At 63.7% G+C, this 14,973-nt stretch carries 12 protein-coding genes; 4 read left to right on the top strand and 8 right to left on the bottom strand.

Features of this window, described 5'->3' with window-relative positions; genetic code table 11:
* Positions 1-85: 85 nt before the first annotated feature.
* Positions 86-1,957 carry a SurA N-terminal domain-containing protein gene (locus DN387_RS13640; protein WP_054915281.1) on the top strand — a complete coding sequence of 624 codons (1,872 nt, stop codon included), beginning with the start codon at positions 86-88 and terminating at the stop codon, positions 1,955-1,957.
* Between the two features lie 195 nt (positions 1,958-2,152).
* On the opposite strand, the gene fabI is transcribed toward DN387_RS13640, so the two are convergent.
* From fabI to gloB, 8 genes are all read right to left on the bottom strand, one after another.
* A complete protein-coding gene (gene fabI / locus DN387_RS13645; protein WP_043864489.1) occupies positions 2,153-2,947 on the bottom strand; it encodes an enoyl-ACP reductase FabI in 795 nt (264 codons plus the stop codon).
* Between the two features lie 18 nt (positions 2,948-2,965).
* A complete protein-coding gene (locus DN387_RS13650; RefSeq protein ID WP_043864488.1) occupies positions 2,966-4,576 on the bottom strand; it encodes an ABC transporter ATP-binding protein in 1,611 nt (536 codons plus the stop codon).
* A 1-nt stretch (position 4,577) separates the two neighbouring features.
* A complete protein-coding gene (locus DN387_RS13655) occupies positions 4,578-5,597 on the bottom strand; it encodes an ABC transporter permease (protein WP_043864487.1) in 1,020 nt (339 codons plus the stop codon).
* Position 5,598: 1 nt separating this feature from the next.
* Positions 5,599-6,672, bottom strand: coding sequence for a microcin C ABC transporter permease YejB (locus tag DN387_RS13660; RefSeq protein ID WP_054915280.1), 1,074 nt, complete (start codon positions 6,670-6,672; stop codon positions 5,599-5,601).
* Between the two features lies 1 nt (position 6,673).
* A complete protein-coding gene (locus DN387_RS13665) occupies positions 6,674-8,536 on the bottom strand; it encodes an extracellular solute-binding protein (RefSeq protein WP_054915279.1) in 1,863 nt (620 codons plus the stop codon).
* Positions 8,533-10,365 carry an extracellular solute-binding protein gene (locus DN387_RS13670; protein ID WP_054915278.1) on the bottom strand — a complete coding sequence of 611 codons (1,833 nt, stop codon included), beginning with the start codon at positions 10,363-10,365 and terminating at the stop codon, positions 8,533-8,535. Before DN387_RS13670 ends, DN387_RS13665 begins: the two co-directional genes overlap by 4 nt.
* 119 nt (positions 10,366-10,484) lie before the next feature.
* Entirely contained in the window at positions 10,485-11,906 is a 1,422-nt protein-coding gene (locus DN387_RS13675) for a LysM peptidoglycan-binding domain-containing protein (RefSeq protein ID WP_043859725.1), read from the bottom strand.
* A 99-nt stretch (positions 11,907-12,005) separates the two neighbouring features.
* Entirely contained in the window at positions 12,006-12,785 is a 780-nt protein-coding gene (gene gloB / locus DN387_RS13680) for a hydroxyacylglutathione hydrolase (RefSeq protein ID WP_054915277.1), read from the bottom strand.
* 80 nt (positions 12,786-12,865) lie between these two features.
* On the opposite strand from gloB, the gene DN387_RS13685 reads away from it, so the two are divergent.
* The 3 genes from DN387_RS13685 to dnaQ all read left to right on the top strand — a co-directional run bounded on the left by DN387_RS13685 (position 12,866) and on the right by dnaQ (position 14,943).
* Entirely contained in the window at positions 12,866-13,648 is a 783-nt protein-coding gene (locus DN387_RS13685) for a class I SAM-dependent methyltransferase (RefSeq protein ID WP_043859727.1), read from the top strand.
* Positions 13,649-13,657: 9 nt separating this feature from the next.
* Positions 13,658-14,104, top strand: a complete 447-nt coding sequence (rnhA, locus tag DN387_RS13690) for a ribonuclease HI (RefSeq protein WP_054915276.1) — start codon at positions 13,658-13,660, stop codon at positions 14,102-14,104.
* Positions 14,105-14,190: 86 nt separating this feature from the next.
* The gene (dnaQ, locus tag DN387_RS13695) at positions 14,191-14,943 is read left to right on the top strand and encodes a DNA polymerase III subunit epsilon (RefSeq protein ID WP_229589435.1); all 753 of its coding nucleotides are present in this window, start codon (positions 14,191-14,193) and stop codon (positions 14,941-14,943) included.
* Positions 14,944-14,973: the final 30 nt, after the last annotated feature.

Here is a 14,973-nt window from a genome sequence, read left to right on the forward strand (position 1 = left end):
GCATCCTCGGATGCGCCTTTCTTCTATCAGGACTCTACCCACGCTCCGCGGTTGTTTATTTAGTACGGCCGTTTCTGGGGGACGCATGCTTCAAAATATCAGGGACAATTCACAAGGTTGGATTGCCAAGACCATCATCGGTGTCATCGTGGCCTTGATGGCGCTGACCGGCTTCGATGCCATCTTCCAGGCCACCACCCATAGCCAGGACGCTGCCAAGGTCAATGGCGACACCATCAGCCAGAATGAGCTGAGCCAGGCTGTCGACATGCAACGTCGGCAACTGATGCAACAGCTGGGCAAGGATTTCGACGCCTCCCTGCTGGATGAAAAAATGCTGCGTGAAGCAGCACTCAAGGGCCTCATCGAGCGCAAGCTGCTGCTCCAGGGCGCCAAGGATGCCAAGTTCAGCTTCTCCGAAGCCGCGCTTGACCAGGTCATCCTGCAAACGCCGGAGTTCCAGGTTGACGGCAAGTTCAGCCCCGAGCGTTTCGACCAGGTGATTCGTCAGCTGGGCTACGGTCGCCTGCAGTTCCGCGACATGCTGGCGCAGGAAATGCTGATCGGCCAACTGCGTGCTGGCCTGGCCGGCAGCGGTTTTGTTACCGATTCGCAGGTCGAGGCATTTGCCCGCCTGGAGAAGCAGACCCGTGATTTCGCTTCGCTGACCTTCAAGGCCGACCCGGCCGCGGTCAAGGTCACCGACGAAGAGATCAAGGCGCACTACGACGAGCACGCCAAGGAGTTCATGAGCCCCGATCAGGTGGTCATCGACTACATCGAGCTGAAGAAGGCCGCGTTCTTCGACCAGGTCAAGGTCGACGACGAGGCGCTCCAGGCGCTGTACCAGAAGGAAATCGCCAACCTGGCCGAGCAGCGCCATGCCGCGCACATCCTCATCGAAGTCAACGACAAGCTTGACGATGCCCAGGCCAAGGCCCGCATCGAAGAGATCAAGCAGCGTCTGGACAAAGGCGAAGACTTTGCCAAGCTGGCCAAGGAGTTCTCCCAGGACCCGGGCTCTGCCGCCACGGGTGGTGACCTGGGCTATGCCGGCCAGGGTGTCTACGACCCGGCCTTCGAAGAGGCGCTGTATGCGCTGAACAAGGGCCAGGTATCGGCGCCGGTGCGTACCGACTTCGGTTGGCACCTGATCAAGCTGCTGGATGTGCAGGCACCTGAAGTGCCGACCTTCGCCAGCCTGAAAGACAAGCTGACCCGCGAGCTCAAGACCCAGCAGGTCGAACAGCGCTTCGTCGAAGTGACCAAGCAGCTGGAGGACTCGGCGTTCGAAGCCTCCGACCTGGCCCAGCCGGCCCAGGAGCTTGGCCTGAAGCTGAACACCTCGGCGCCGTTCGGCCGTGAAGGTGGCGATGGCATCACGGCCAACCGTGCGGTGATCCAGGCGGCGTTCAGCCCGGAAGTGCTGGAAGAGGGTGCCAACAGCACCGCCATCGAGCTGGACCCGGAGACGGTCGTGGTCATCCGTGTCAAGGAGCACCGCAAGCCTGAGCAACTGCCGCTGGAAGTGGTGAGCGACAGCATTCGCAAGCACCTGGCCAGGGAGCACGCCAGTGCGGCGGCCAAGGCCAAGGGCGAGGCGCTGATCGCCGGCCTACGCGACGGCAAGGTCGAACTGGCAGCCAGCCAGGAAGGGCAGAGCTGGAAGGTCCAGGAAGCGGTCACACGCAACCAGGAGGCCATCGACCCGGCCGAGCTGCAGGCGGTGTTCCGCATGAGCAAGCCGCAAGCCAAGGACAAGCCGACCTTCGGTAGCGTCACCTTGAACGACGGCAGCTTTGTGGTCCTGCGCCTGAACGGCGTCAACGAAGGTGCTGCGGCAAGTGACGAAGAGAAGGCGGCCTACCGTCGCTTCCTGGCGTCGCGTGCTGGCCAGCAGGACTTCGCTGCGTACCGCAAGCAGTTGGAAGAGAAGGCGGACATCACCCGTTACTGAGTGATGCTGCTGTAAACGGAAAGGGCCGCTGATGCGGCCCTTTCTGTTTTTGTGTTGGTTGTACGGGGGCGTTCGCCGGCAAGGCCGGCTCCTACAGGGATCGCAACCTCTTCAGGAGCCGGCCTTGCCGGCGAATAGCCAGATCCCGGACAAAAGAAAAGGCCGCATCAGCGGCCTTTTCCCATCCTGCCAACCTTACTCGGTAAGGTCGCCCATGGCGGTAGTGTTGAAGCCACCGTCCACGTACATGATTTCACCGCTCACGCCCGACGCCAGGTCCGAGCAGAGGAACGCGCCGGCGTTGCCGACTTCGTCGATGGTGACGTTGCGACGCAGCGGGGTCTGCGCTTCGTTGGCGTCCAGCATCTTGCGGAAGTTCTTGATACCCGAGGCTGCCAGGGTACGGATCGGGCCGGCCGAAACGGCGTTCACACGAGTGCCTTCCGGGCCCAGGCTGCGCGCCAGGTAGCGCACGCCGGCTTCCAGGCTGGCCTTGGCCATGCCCATCACGTTGTAGTTGGGCATGGTGCGCTCGGCGCCCAGGTACGACAGGGTCAGCAGGCTGCCATTGCGGCCCTTCATCATGTCGCGACCGGCCTTGGCCAGGGCCACGAAGCTGTAGGCGCTGATGTCGTGGGCAATGCGGAAGCCATCACGGGTGGTGGCCTGGGTGAAGTCGCCGTCGAGCTGGTCGCCCGGCGCGAAGCCTACGGAGTGCACGATGCAGTCCAGGCCGTCCCACTTCTTGCTCAGTTCTTCGAAGACCTTGGCGATTTCTTCATCGCTGGCAACGTCACAGGGGAAGCACAGCTCAGGGCTGGAGCCCCAGCCAGCGGCGAACTCTTCGACGCGGCCCTTGAGCTTTTCGTTCTGGTAGGTGAAGGCAAGTTCTGCACCCTCGCGATGCATGGCGGCAGCGATGCCGGATGCGATGGACAGTTTGCTTGCGACACCGACGATCAGTACGCGCTTACCGGCGAGAAAACCCATGTGTTGTTCCTCTTCAGGTTAATCGACAGCTGTGGGGGCCAAAAAGGCGGCTTCCAGCAGCTGCTGTGTATAGGGATGTTGCGGGGCGCTGAAAATACCCGTAGCCGGACCTTGTTCCACCACCTTGCCCTGCTTGACCACCATCAACTGGTGGCTGAGCGCCTTGACCACCGCCAGGTCATGGCTGATGAACAAGTAGGTCAGGTTGTACTTGGTCTGCAGCGTACGCAGCAGTTCCACCACCTGGCGCTGAACGGTCCGGTCGAGCGCCGAAGTGGGCTCGTCCAGCAGTATCAGCGCCGGTTTCAATACCAGTGCCCGGGCAATGGCAATACGTTGTCGCTGGCCACCGGAGAACTCGTGAGGGTAGCGGTGCCGGGTTTGCGGATCCAGTCCTACTTCCTCTAGCGCCTCCATGATCGCCTGTTCCTGCTCTGCCTCCGTGCCAATCCGATGAATGCGCAGGCCCTCTCCGACGATATCGCTCACGCTCATGCGCGGGCTCAGGCTGCCGAAGGGGTCCTGGAATACCACCTGCATCTGGCGGCGCAACGGCCGCACCTGTTGCTGGGTCAGGCCGTCCAGCGCCTGGCCTTCAAAGCGTATCGCGCCCTGGCTGCCGATCAACCGCAGGATCGCCAGGCCCAGGGTAGACTTGCCGGAACCACTCTCGCCCACGATGCCCAGGGTCTGGCCCTGGGGCAGGCTGAAGTTGATGCCGTCCACCGCCTTGACGTGGTCCACGGTCTTGCGCAGCAGGCCCTTCTTGATCGGGAACCACACGCGCAGGTCCTCGACCTCGAGCAGCGGCGGGCCCACCGGGTTGTCGGCAGGCTTGCCGCTGGGCTCGGCACCGAGCAGCATTTGCGTATACGGATGCTGCGGGGCACGGAACAATTCGTCACACGACGCCTGTTCGACGATGCAACCGCGCTGCATGACACATACGCGGTGGGCAATTCTTTTCACCAGGTTCAAATCGTGACTGATCAGTAGCAGCGCCATGCCCAGGCGCGCCTGCAGGTCCTTGAGCAATTCGAGGATTTTCAGCTGCACGGTGACGTCCAGCGCGGTGGTCGGTTCGTCGGCGATCAGCAGCTCCGGCTCGTTGGCCAGGGCCATGGCGATCATCACCCGCTGGCGTTGACCGCCCGACAGCTCGTGGGGCAGGGCCTTGAGGCGCTTGACCGGGTCGGGAATGCCCACCAGTTCCAGCAGCTCCAGGGTGCGCTCGGTGGCCGCCTTGCCGCGCAGGCCCTTGTGCAGCATGAGAATCTCGTTGATCTGTTTCTCGATGTTGTGCAGCGGGTTGAGCGAGGTCATCGGCTCCTGGAAGATCATCGCGATGCGGTTGCCGCGAATGCGCCGCATCTGTTTTTCTTCCAGCTTGAGCAGGTCCTGGCCTTCGTAGGTGATGCTGCCGCTGGGGTGGCGGGCCAGCGGGTAGGGCAGCAGGCGCAGGATGGAGTGCGCGGTCACCGACTTGCCCGAGCCGCTTTCGCCCACCAGTGCCAATGTCTCGCCACGACGGATGTCGAAGCTGATGCCTTCGACCACGCGTTGCTGCTGCGCCCCGGTGACGAACTCCACCGACAGGTCGCGCACTTCGATCAAGGTGTCGTTGCTCATCTCATTTCCTCGGGTCGAAGGCATCGCGGGCGGACTCGCCGATGAACACCAGCAGGCTGAGCATCAGTGCCAGTACCGCGAAGGCGCTCATGCCCAGCCAAGGCGCCTGCAGGTTGGACTTGCCCTGGGCCACCAGCTCGCCCAGCGACGGCGCGCCCGGTGGCAGGCCGAAGCCGAGAAAGTCCAGCGCCGTGAGGGTGCCGATGGCGCCGGTCAGGATGAACGGCAAAAAGGTCATGGTCGAGACCATCGCGTTGGGCAGGATGTGCCGGTACATGATCGCGCCGTTCTGCATGCCCAGCGCCCGCGCCGCGCGCACGTATTCCAGGTTGCGCCCGCGCAGGAACTCGGCGCGCACCACGTCCACCAGGCTCATCCACGAGAACAGCAGCATGATGCCCAGCAGCCACCAGAAGTTGGGCTGCACGAAACTGGCCAGGATGATCAGCAGGTACAGCACCGGCAACCCCGACCAGATCTCCAGAAAGCGCTGCCCGGCCAGGTCGACCCAGCCGCCATAGAAGCCCTGCAGGGCGCCTGCGATCACCCCGATGATGGAGCTGAACACCGTCAGCGTCAGGGCGAACAGCACCGAGATGCGAAAGCCGTAGATCACCCGCGCCAGCACGTCGCGGCCCTGGTCGTCGGTGCCCAGCAGGTTCTGCGCCGAGGGCGGGGCCGGGGCGGGCACCTTCAAGTCGTAGTTGATGCTCTGGTAGCTGAACGGGATCGGTGCCCACAGCACCCAGCTGTCCTTGGCTGCCAGCAACTCGCGGATGTACGGGCTCTTGTAGTTGGCCTCCAGCGGGAACTCGCCGCCGAAGGTGGTCTCGGGGTAGCGCTTGAGGGCGGGGAAGTACCATTCGCCGTCGTAACGCACCGCCAGCGGCTTGTCGTTGGCGATCAGCTCGGCGCCCAGGCTCAGCCCGAACAGGATCAGGAACAGCCACAGCGACCACCAGCCACGGCGGTTGGCCTTGAAGCGTTCGAAGCGGCGGCGGTTGAGAGGGGATAGGGTCATCTCAGTGCTCCCGGCTTTCGAAGTCGATACGCGGATCGACCAGGGTGTAGGTCAGGTCACCGATCAGCTTCACCACCAGGCCCAGCAGGGTGAAGATGAACAGCGTGCCGAACACCACCGGGTAGTCGCGGTTGATGGCCGCCTCGAAGCTCATCAGGCCCAGGCCATCGAGGGAAAAGATCACCTCCACCAGCAGCGAGCCGGTGAAGAATATGCCGATGAATGCCGAGGGAAAGCCCGCGATCACCAGCAGCATCGCGTTGCGAAACACGTGCCCGTAGAGCACCCGGTTGGGGCTCAGGCCCTTGGCCTTGGCGGTGATCACATACTGCTTGTTGATCTCGTCGAGGAAGCTGTTCTTGGTCAGCAGGGTCATGGTGGCGAAGTTGCCGATCACCAGCGCGGTCACCGGCAGGGTCAGGTGCCAGAAGTAATCGAGGATCTTGCCCGTGGTGCTCAGCTCATCGAAGTTGTTCGAGGTGAGCCCGCGCAAGGGGAACCAGTCCAGGTAGCTGCCGCCGGCAAACAGCACGATCAGCAGAATGGCGAACAGGAATGCCGGGATCGCATAGCCAACGATGATGGCCGAGCTGGTCCACACGTCGAAGTGGCTGCCGTGCCGGGTAGCCTTGGCGATGCCCAGGGGGATCGACACCAGGTACATGATCAGCGTGCTCCACAGCCCCAGCGAGATCGACACCGGCATCTTCTCGGCAATCAGGTCGATGACCTTGGCGTCGCGGAAGAAGCTGTCGCCGAAATCCAGCCGCGCGTAGTTCTTGATCATGATCCACAGGCGTTCCGGCGCCGGCTTGTCGAAGCCGTACATGCGCTCGATTTCCTTGACCAGGGCAGGGTCCAGGCCCTGGGCGCCACGGTAGTTGGAGCCGGCCACGGATACTTCCGAGCCGCCACCGGCGATGCGGCTGGTGGCGCCGTCGAAGCCTTCGAGCTTGGCGATCATCTGTTCCACCGGGCCACCGGGCGCGGCCTGGATGATCACGAAGTTGATGATCAGGATACCCAGCAGGGTGGGGATGATCAGCAACAGGCGGCGAAAGATATAGGCCAGCATGTCAAGGTGCCTCGCCCGCTGGGGCAGCATCGGCTGGGGCGGCATCTGCGGCCCCCGGCACCACCGGTTTCACGTCCGGCTTGATCCACCAGGTGTTGATGCCGATGTCGTACTTGGGCGGCGTGGCCGGGTGGCCGATATGGTTCCAGTACGCCACGCGCCAGGTCTTGATGTGCCAGTTGGGTACCACGTAGTAGCCCCATTGCAGCACGCGGTCCAGGGCACGGGTGTGTTCGATCAGGCTCTGGCGCGAGTCGGCATTGATCAGGCCGTCCACCAGGGTGTCCACGGCCGGGTCCTTGAGGCCCATGAAGTTGCGGCTGCCGGGCTTGTCGGCGCTGGCGCTCTGCCAGAACTCGCGTTGCTCGTTGCCCGGCGAGTTGGATTGCGGGAAGCCGCCCACGATCATGTCGAAGTCGCGCGAGCGCAGGCGGTTGATGTATTCCGATACGTCCACCCGGCGAATGTTCAGCTCGATGCCCAGGTCGGCCAGGTTGCGCTTGTAGGGCAGCAGGATGCGCTCGAACTCGGTCTGGGCGAGCAGAAACTCGATCACCACCGGCTTGCCCTGGGCATCCACCATCTTGTCGTCCTGGATGCGCCAGCCGGCTTCCTGCAGCAGCTTGTAGGCCTGGCGTTGCTGCTCGCGGATCATGCCGCTGCCATCGGTGACCGGGTTCTTGAACGCTTCGGTGAACACCTTGTCGGGGATCTGCCCGCGCAGCGGTTCCAGCAGTTTCAGTTCGGCCGCATCCGGCAGGCCGCTGGCCGCCATGTCGGAGTTTTCGAAGTAGCTGGTGGTGCGGGTGTAGGCGCCATTGAACAGCTGCTTGTTGGTCCACTCGAAGTCCAGCAGCAGGCTCAGTGCCTCACGCACGCGCACGTCCTGGAAGATCGGGCGGCGCAGGTTGAACACGAAGCCCTGCATGCCGGTCGGGTTGCCGTTGGCGATCTCTTCGCGGATCAGGCGGTTCTGGCGAACTGCCGGGATGTTGTAGGCGGTGGCCCAGTTCTTGGCGCTGACCTCCAGCCAGTAGTCGAACTGGCCGGCCTTGAGCGCCTCGAGCGCCACGGTATTGTCGCGGTAGTAGTCGACGCGAATGGTGTCGAAATTGTAGAAGCCGCGGTTGATCGGCAGGTCCTTGCCCCAGTACTCGGGGTCGCGCACGTAGCGGACCGAGCGCCCGGCCTTGACCTCGGCGACCTTGTACGGCCCGCTGCCCAGGGGGATCTCCAGGTTGCCTTTGGTGAAGTCGCGGGTGGCCCACCAGTGCTTGGGCAGCACCGGCAACTGGCCGAGGATCAGCGGCAGTTCACGGTTGCCCTTGTGCTTGAACTTGAACAGCACACGCAGCGGGTCTTCGGCGATCACTTCGTCGACGTCGGCATAGTAGGCGCGGTACAGCGGTGCGCCGCTGGTGACCAGGGTGTTGAAGGTGAACACGACGTCTTCGGCACGAACCGGATGGCCATCCTGAAAGCGCGCCTCGGGGCGCAGGTAGAAGCGCACCCAGCTGTTGTCGGGGGCTTTTTCGATCTGCCTGGCCAGCAGCCCGTATTCGGTGAATGGCTCATCAAGGCTGTTGCGCGCCAGGGTGTCGTATACCAGATCGATGTTGTCGGCCGGCACGCCCTTGTTGATGAAGGGGTTGAGGCTGTCGAAGCTGCCGGAGCCGTTGACGCGAAAGGTGCCGCCCTTGGGCGCGTCGGGGTTCACATAGTCGAAATGCTTGAAGTTGGCCGGGTACTTGGGCGCTTCGTCGTAGAGGGTCACTGCATGTTGCGGGGCGGCCAGGGCCTGAAGGCTCAGGCTGGCCAGCAGCAGGCCGCCTGCGATCAGGCGCAGGCACGGCAATGGCATCATTGGGCGTTCTCCGTGGGCTTGAGCCACCAGCTGTTCAGCCCCAGGGTGTAGGGCGGCGTGGCGACAAAGGCAAACCGGTTGCGGTAGGCCAGGCGGTGATAGTCGAGATACCAGTTGGGAACCATGTAGTGCTGCCATAGCAGCACTCGATCGAGGGCGCGCGCCGCAGCCACCTGGTCGTCGCGGCTCTGTGCATTGAGCAGGGACTCTAGCAGGTGGTCGACCACCGGGCTCTTCACGCCCGCGTAATTCTTGCTGCCTTTGGTGGCGGCCTGGCTGGAATGAAAATACAGCCACTGCTCAAGGCCCGGGCTCAGGGTCTGGTTCAGGGTCATCAGAATCATGTCGAAATCAAATTGGTCCAGCCGTTGTTTGTACTGGGCCCGGTCTACCGTGCGCAAGCGCGCGTCGATACCGATGCTGGCAAGATTTTCGACATAAGGTTGCAGGATCCGCTCCAGGTTCGGGTTCACCAGCAGAATTTCCAGCTTCAGCGGCTGCCCGTTGCTGTTGAGCAGGCGCTGGCCGCTGAGCTTCCAGCCTGCCTGGCCGAGCAGGTTGAGGGCCTGGCGCAGGGTATCGCGGTCGATACCGCGCCCGTTGGTCTTGCCCACGCTGTAGGGCTGGGTGAACAGGGCGGCAGGCAGTTGGTCGCGGTACGGCGCCAGCAGCAGCCACTCCTTGCCCACCGGCAGGCCGGTGGCGCTGAACTCGCTGTTGGGGTAGTAGCTGCTGGCGCGCTTGTAGGCGCTGCTGAACAGGGTGCGGTTGGTCCATTCGAAGTCCAGCATCAGGCCCAGCGCCTGGCGCACGCGGTCGTCGCTGAAGGCGGCGCGCCGGCTGTTCATGAACAACCCCTGAGTCTGGGTCGGGATCTGGTGGGCGATCTGCGCCTGGATCACCTGGCCACGACGCACAGCGGGGAAGTTGTAGCCGGTGGCCCAGTTCTTGGCCTGGTGCTCGATGTAGACATCGAACTCACCCGCCTTGAAGGCCTCGAAGGCCACATCGCTGTCGCGGTAGAACTCGAACTCGACGCGGTCGAAGTTGTACTTGCCGCGGTTGACTGCCAGGTCCTTGCCCCAGTAGTCCTTGACCCGCTCGAACACCAGGCTTCGACCTGGCTGTACCTGGGTGATGCGGTACGGGCCGCTGCCCAGTGGCGGTTCAAAGGTAGTGGCCTTGAAGTCGCGGCCTTTCCAGTAATGCTGGGGCAGCACCGGCATTTCGCCCAGGCGCAAGATCAGCAGCGGGTTGCCGGCACGCTTGAACACGAAGCGGATGCGCTTGGGGTTGAGGATGTCGACCCGCTGCACTTCCTGCAGGTTGGTGCGGTAGAGCGGGTGGCCTTCCTTGAGCAGGGTGCGGTAGGAGAACGCCACGTCGGCGGCGGTGATCGGCCGGCCATCGTGAAAGCGTGCCTCGGGACGCAGGTTGAACACCACCCAGCTGCGGTCTTCGCTGTACTCCACCGAACGGGCGATCAGCCCGTAGCTGGAGGTGGCTTCATCGCCCGAGGGGTCGCGCTGGCCGGTGCCCACCATCAGGGTCTCGTTCAGCTCGTTCACCCCGTACTGCAGGAAGTTGGGCGTGGTGACCGGGCTTGAGCCCTTGAAGGTATAGGGGTTGAGGGTATCGAACGTGCCGAATGCCATGGCGCGCAAGGTGCCGCCTTTGGGCGCTTGCGGATTTACCCAATCGAAATGGGTGAATTTGGCTGGGTACTTGAGCGTGCCGAACTGGGCGTAACCGTGACTTTCGCTGATGGTCGCGCCCGCGGGAAAGCTCAAGGCCAGGCTGAATGACAGCAACAGGAGGGGACGTATCAAGTCGGCGATCCGATCCGGGCTTGGGCTTTATTCCGGCTACAGTAACAGCTTGTATCGGCAGGAAAAAGAGCAGCCCCGGAGATCGCCGGGGCCGCGGCCAGGCAGGCCTGGCCCGGGTCTCAGTGCGGCAGGTAGACGGTGAGGGTCTGGCCGGGCTTGAGGGCGTGGCCGCTGCGCGGATTCCAGCGCTTGAGATGCTGCATTTCAACGTTGAAACGCTTGGCCACCATGTACAGCGAATCGCCTTTGCGCACCTTGTACTGGGTAGGCTTCTTCTGGTTGCCGGCCGCGCTGGCAGGCTGCGCACCTTGCATCACCAGGGTCTGGCCGACCTTGAGGTTGTTGCCGCGCAGCTTGTTCCAGCGCTGCAGGTCCTTGACGCTGACCTTGTTGGCCCGGGCGATGCTGCCCAGGTTGTCGCCACGCTTGACCCGGTAGCGGCTGTTGCGCACCGGCGTCGAGGCTTCGGCCAGGGCTGCCTCGAATACCGCCTTTTTCGGCTGCAGGCTGAGCAGCTCTTCGGGCTTCATGTTCGACAGGCTGGTGGTCAGCAGTTGCGCCTTGGCGGTGGGTACCAGCAACTGCTGCGGGCCGTCCACGGTCATGCGTTTCTTGAAGGCCGGGTTGAGCTGGAACAGTTCGTCTTCGTCGATCTCGGCCAGTGCGGCGACCCGCGACAGGTCGAGCCGGTCCTTGATCGCCACGGCTTCGAAGTAGGGTTCGTTGGCAATCGGGTTGAGGTTCACGCCATACGCCTGCGGTGTCAGTACCACCTGCGACAGGGCCAGCAGCTTTGGCACGTAGTCACGGGTTTCCTTGGGCAGCGGCAGGTTCCAGTAGTCGGTTGGCAGGCCGAGCTTCTCGTTGCGCTCGATGGCGCGGCTGACCGTGCCTTCACCGGCGTTGTAGGCCGCCAGGGCCAGCAGCCAGTCGCCGTTGAACATGTCGTGCAGGCGGGTCAGGTAGTCCAGCGCCGCGTTGGTCGAGGCGGTGATGTCGCGACGGCCATCGTAGAAGCGCGTCTGGCGCAGGTTGAAGTAGCGCCCGGTGGACGGGATGAACTGCCACAGGCCCACCGCGTGGGCGCGGGAATAGGCCATCGGGTTGTAGGCACTTTCGATTGCCGGCAGCAGGGCCAGCTCCAGCGGCATGTCGCGCTCTTCAAGACGCTCGACGATGTAGTGGATGTACAGGCTGCCGCGGTCGCCGGCGCCTTCCAGGAACGAAGGGTTGCTGGCGAACCACAGGCGCTGCTGCTCGATGCGCGGGTTCACCGCAATGCCGTCCTGCAACTGGAAGCCCTGGCGCATGCGTTCCCAGACGTCCTGGGCCACGGCTGGCTCGACCGGCTTCTTGTCATGCACGAAGATCGGTTTCTGCTTGATCCGCGCCTGGAAGTTGTGCGCGCGAACGCTATCGGATTCATCGACCTGGCGCGTGCTCTGGCAGCCCACGAGGGTGGCGGCCAGGGCCAGCGCACTGGCTTGGGCCAGGCGCGTCAGGGCAACGGAATTGAAGGTTCTGCGGCTAGGGGACGACATTGGCTGGGGGAAAGTTCCGGGCAAAAATGTCGGGCGATTCTAGAAAGGCACCCCCCATCGGTCAACCTTTGAGAATTTTCCGACCTTCACAGCGCCTGTTTAGAACGTGTCTTTCCAGGCCCGCAACCCTGCAAAAACAGCACTGGGCGTAGGGTTTATGCGGCCCACCCGTTCGTCTATTTTTTGTTTAACGGATGTTTCTGCTACCCGCAAAAACGGGTTGGTCAGCTTCTCCAGCGCGATGGTGGAGGGCAAAGTGATGCGATCTTGCGCGCGCAGTGCGGTAACGTCTTCGAAGCGTTGGATAACGTGCGGGTTCTGCGGCTCGACCGCACAGGCAAAGCGCAGGTTGCTCAGGGTGTATTCGTGGGCGCAATACACCTGGGTGGCCGCCGGCAGCGCTGCCAGGCGCTCCAGCGAGTGGTGCATCTGCTCCGGCGTGCCCTCGAACAGGCGCCCGCAGCCGGCGGCGAACAGCGTGTCGCCACAGAACAGCATCGGCAACTGCGGCTGGGCACAGTAATAGGCGATGTGCCCCAGGGTGTGGCCGGGTACGGCGAACACCTGGAAATCAAGCCCCAGTACCTCGAGGCGGTCATTGTCGTTCAGGGCCTGGTCGCGGGCGGGTATGCGTTCGTTGGCCGGGCCGCTGACGCGGGCGCCGGTGTGCGCCTTGAGCTGCTCAACGCCGCCCACATGGTCGTGGTGGTGATGGGTGATCAGAATGTCGGTCAGTTGCCAGTCGGCATGCGCCTGCAGCCAGGCCAGCACGGGGGCGGCATCGCCCGGGTCGACCACCGCACAGCGCTGGTTCACGGCATCTTGTAACAACCAGATGTAGTTATCACTGAAAGCGGGCAGGGCCTGTATCTGTATCATCGTGCGATTCGCCAAACGGTGGACATGGGTGCATCTTAGTAGCTATGTGCGTTGTCGAGAACCTTCCAAGGGAGACAGCAATGACCGATCAAGCCTTTGCCCAGGCCGACCCGCAGTGGCTCGAGCTGATCAGCCAGGCGCGCGAGTGGTTCGCCGGCCCGCTGGGCCAGCAGCTGCTCGCCGGGGAGCAGCGCCTGCTCGAAGAGGAGCTGGGGCGCTTCTTCGGTGGCTACCTGGTGCATTACGGCCCTTGCGCCGAGGCACCGCCCAATGCCCCGCAGGTGCAACGCAACGTGCGCCTGGGGGCGCCGCTGCCGGGCGTCGAGATCGTGTGCGAAGAACAGGCCTGGCCCCTGAGCGAGCACGCCGCCGACGTGGTGGTGCTGCAGCACGGGCTGGACTTCAGCCTCTCGCCCCACGGCCTGCTGCGCGAGGCGGCCAGCAGCGTGCGCCCAGGCGGGCACCTGCTGATCGTCGGGATCAACCCCTGGAGCACCTGGGGCCTGCGCCGGGTGTTTGCCCATGATGCGTTGCGCAAGGCGCGCTGCATCTCGCCGTCGCGGGTGGGCGACTGGCTCAACCTGCTGGGCTTCGCGCTGGAGAAACGCCGCTTCGGGTGCTATCGTCCGCCGCTTGCCTCGCCGGCCTGGCAGGCACGGTTGTCTGGCTGGGAGCGTGCTGCCGGGCGCTGGCAGATATCCGGTGGCGGTGTGTACGTGCTGGTGGCGCGCAAGATGGTGGTGGGCCTGCGCCCGCTGCGCCAGGTGCGCCGCGAGCCGATGGGCAAGCTGCTGCCGTTGCCGATGGCCAAGGTCAACCGGCGCACGCCTCACCCCGAGGGCCGCACCTTCAATGATGAATAAAGGCTGTACATGAGCGAAAGCGTCGAGATCTACACCGATGGTGCCTGCAAGGGCAATCCTGGCCTGGGCGGCTGGGGCGCGCTGCTGGTCTGCAAGGGCGTCGAAAAGGAGCTGTGGGGCGGCGAGCGCGAAACCACCAACAACCGCATGGAACTGATGGCCGCCATCAAGGGCCTCGAGGCGCTCAAGCGCCAGTGTGATGTGCTGCTGGTGACCGACTCGCAGTACGTGATGAAAGGCATCACCGAGTGGATGGTCAACTGGAAGAAGCGTGGCTGGAAGACCGCCGCCAAGGAGCCGGTCAAGAATGCCGACCTGTGGCAGCAGCTCGACGAACAGGTCAACCGCCACAACGTGAAATGGCAGTGGGTGCGCGGGCACGTCGGCCACGCCGGCAACGAGCGTGCCGACCAGCTGGCCAACCGCGGCGTCGACGATTTGCGCAAGCAACGCTGAACCCTCCCTTTAGCGAATTCGCCACATCCTGCCCCGGGTGAGGTAAAATTCGCCGCTTTCAATATTCAGGCAGTACGCGGCAGGAGATGACCGACGTGGAGATGCAGAACAACAGGTCGGTAGTGCTCGACACCGAAACCACCGGTATGCCGGTGGCCGATGGTCACCGCATCATCGAGATCGGCTGTATCGAGCTGGTCGGCCGGCGCATGACCGGACGCAATTTCCACGTGTACCTGCAGCCCGACCGCGAAAGCGACGAAGGCGCGATCGGGGTGCACGGCATCACCGACGAATTCCTGGTGGGCAAGCCGCGTTTCGCCGAAATCGCCGACGAGTTCTTCGAGTACATCAAGGGCGCGCGGCTGATCATCCACAACGCGGCGTTCGACGTTGGTTTCATCAACAACGAATTCGCCATGCTCGGCCAGCACGATCGCGCCGATATCGCACAGCACTGCGAGGTGCTCGACACCCTGCTGATGGCCCGCGAGCGTCACCCGGGCCAGCGCAACAGCCTCGATGCCTTGTGCAAACGCTATGGCGTAGACAACTCCGGCCGCGAACTGCACGGCGCGTTGCTCGACTCCGAGTTGCTGGCGGACGTGTTCCTGGCCATGACCGGCGGCCAGACCAGCCTGTCACTGGCCGGCAGCGACAGCGAGGGCGAAGGCCAGTCCAGCCAGGGCAGCGAGATCCGTCGGCTGGTGGGGCGTCAGCCGGGGCGCATCATCCCGGCCACCGAGGCAGAGCTGCAAGCGCACATGGCGCGCCTTGAAGCAGTGGCAAAATCCACCGGTGGCCCGGCCTTGTGGCAGCAACTGCTCGAGGCCCGCTGAAGCAAATCCCGCCGCGTACCTGGCGCCGAC

The organism is Pseudomonas sp. FBF18, from assembly GCF_024261405.1.
Lineage (GTDB): Bacteria > Pseudomonadota > Gammaproteobacteria > Pseudomonadales > Pseudomonadaceae > Aquipseudomonas > Aquipseudomonas palmensis.

What these genes read in the sequence shown, in the direction of transcription:
- gloB (WP_054915277.1), bottom strand. Translation starts at nt 12,785, where the DNA reads ATGATACAGATACAGGCCCTGCCCGCTTTCAGTGATAACTACATCTGG.
- DN387_RS13665 (WP_054915279.1), bottom strand. Translation starts at nt 8,536, where the DNA reads ATGATGCCATTGCCGTGCCTGCGCCTGATCGCAGGCGGCCTGCTGCTG.
- fabI (WP_043864489.1), bottom strand. Translation starts at nt 2,947, where the DNA reads ATGGGTTTTCTCGCCGGTAAGCGCGTACTGATCGTCGGTGTCGCAAGC.
- DN387_RS13640 (WP_054915281.1), top strand. Translation starts at nt 86, where the DNA reads ATGCTTCAAAATATCAGGGACAATTCACAAGGTTGGATTGCCAAGACC.
- dnaQ (WP_229589435.1), top strand. Translation starts at nt 14,191, where the DNA reads ATGACCGACGTGGAGATGCAGAACAACAGGTCGGTAGTGCTCGACACC.
- DN387_RS13655 (WP_043864487.1), bottom strand. Translation starts at nt 5,597, where the DNA reads ATGACCCTATCCCCTCTCAACCGCCGCCGCTTCGAACGCTTCAAGGCC.
- DN387_RS13650 (WP_043864488.1), bottom strand. Translation starts at nt 4,576, where the DNA reads ATGAGCAACGACACCTTGATCGAAGTGCGCGACCTGTCGGTGGAGTTC.
- DN387_RS13660 (WP_054915280.1), bottom strand. Translation starts at nt 6,672, where the DNA reads ATGCTGGCCTATATCTTTCGCCGCCTGTTGCTGATCATCCCCACCCTG.
- DN387_RS13675 (WP_043859725.1), bottom strand. Translation starts at nt 11,906, where the DNA reads ATGTCGTCCCCTAGCCGCAGAACCTTCAATTCCGTTGCCCTGACGCGC.
- rnhA (WP_054915276.1), top strand. Translation starts at nt 13,658, where the DNA reads ATGAGCGAAAGCGTCGAGATCTACACCGATGGTGCCTGCAAGGGCAAT.
- DN387_RS13685 (WP_043859727.1), top strand. Translation starts at nt 12,866, where the DNA reads ATGACCGATCAAGCCTTTGCCCAGGCCGACCCGCAGTGGCTCGAGCTG.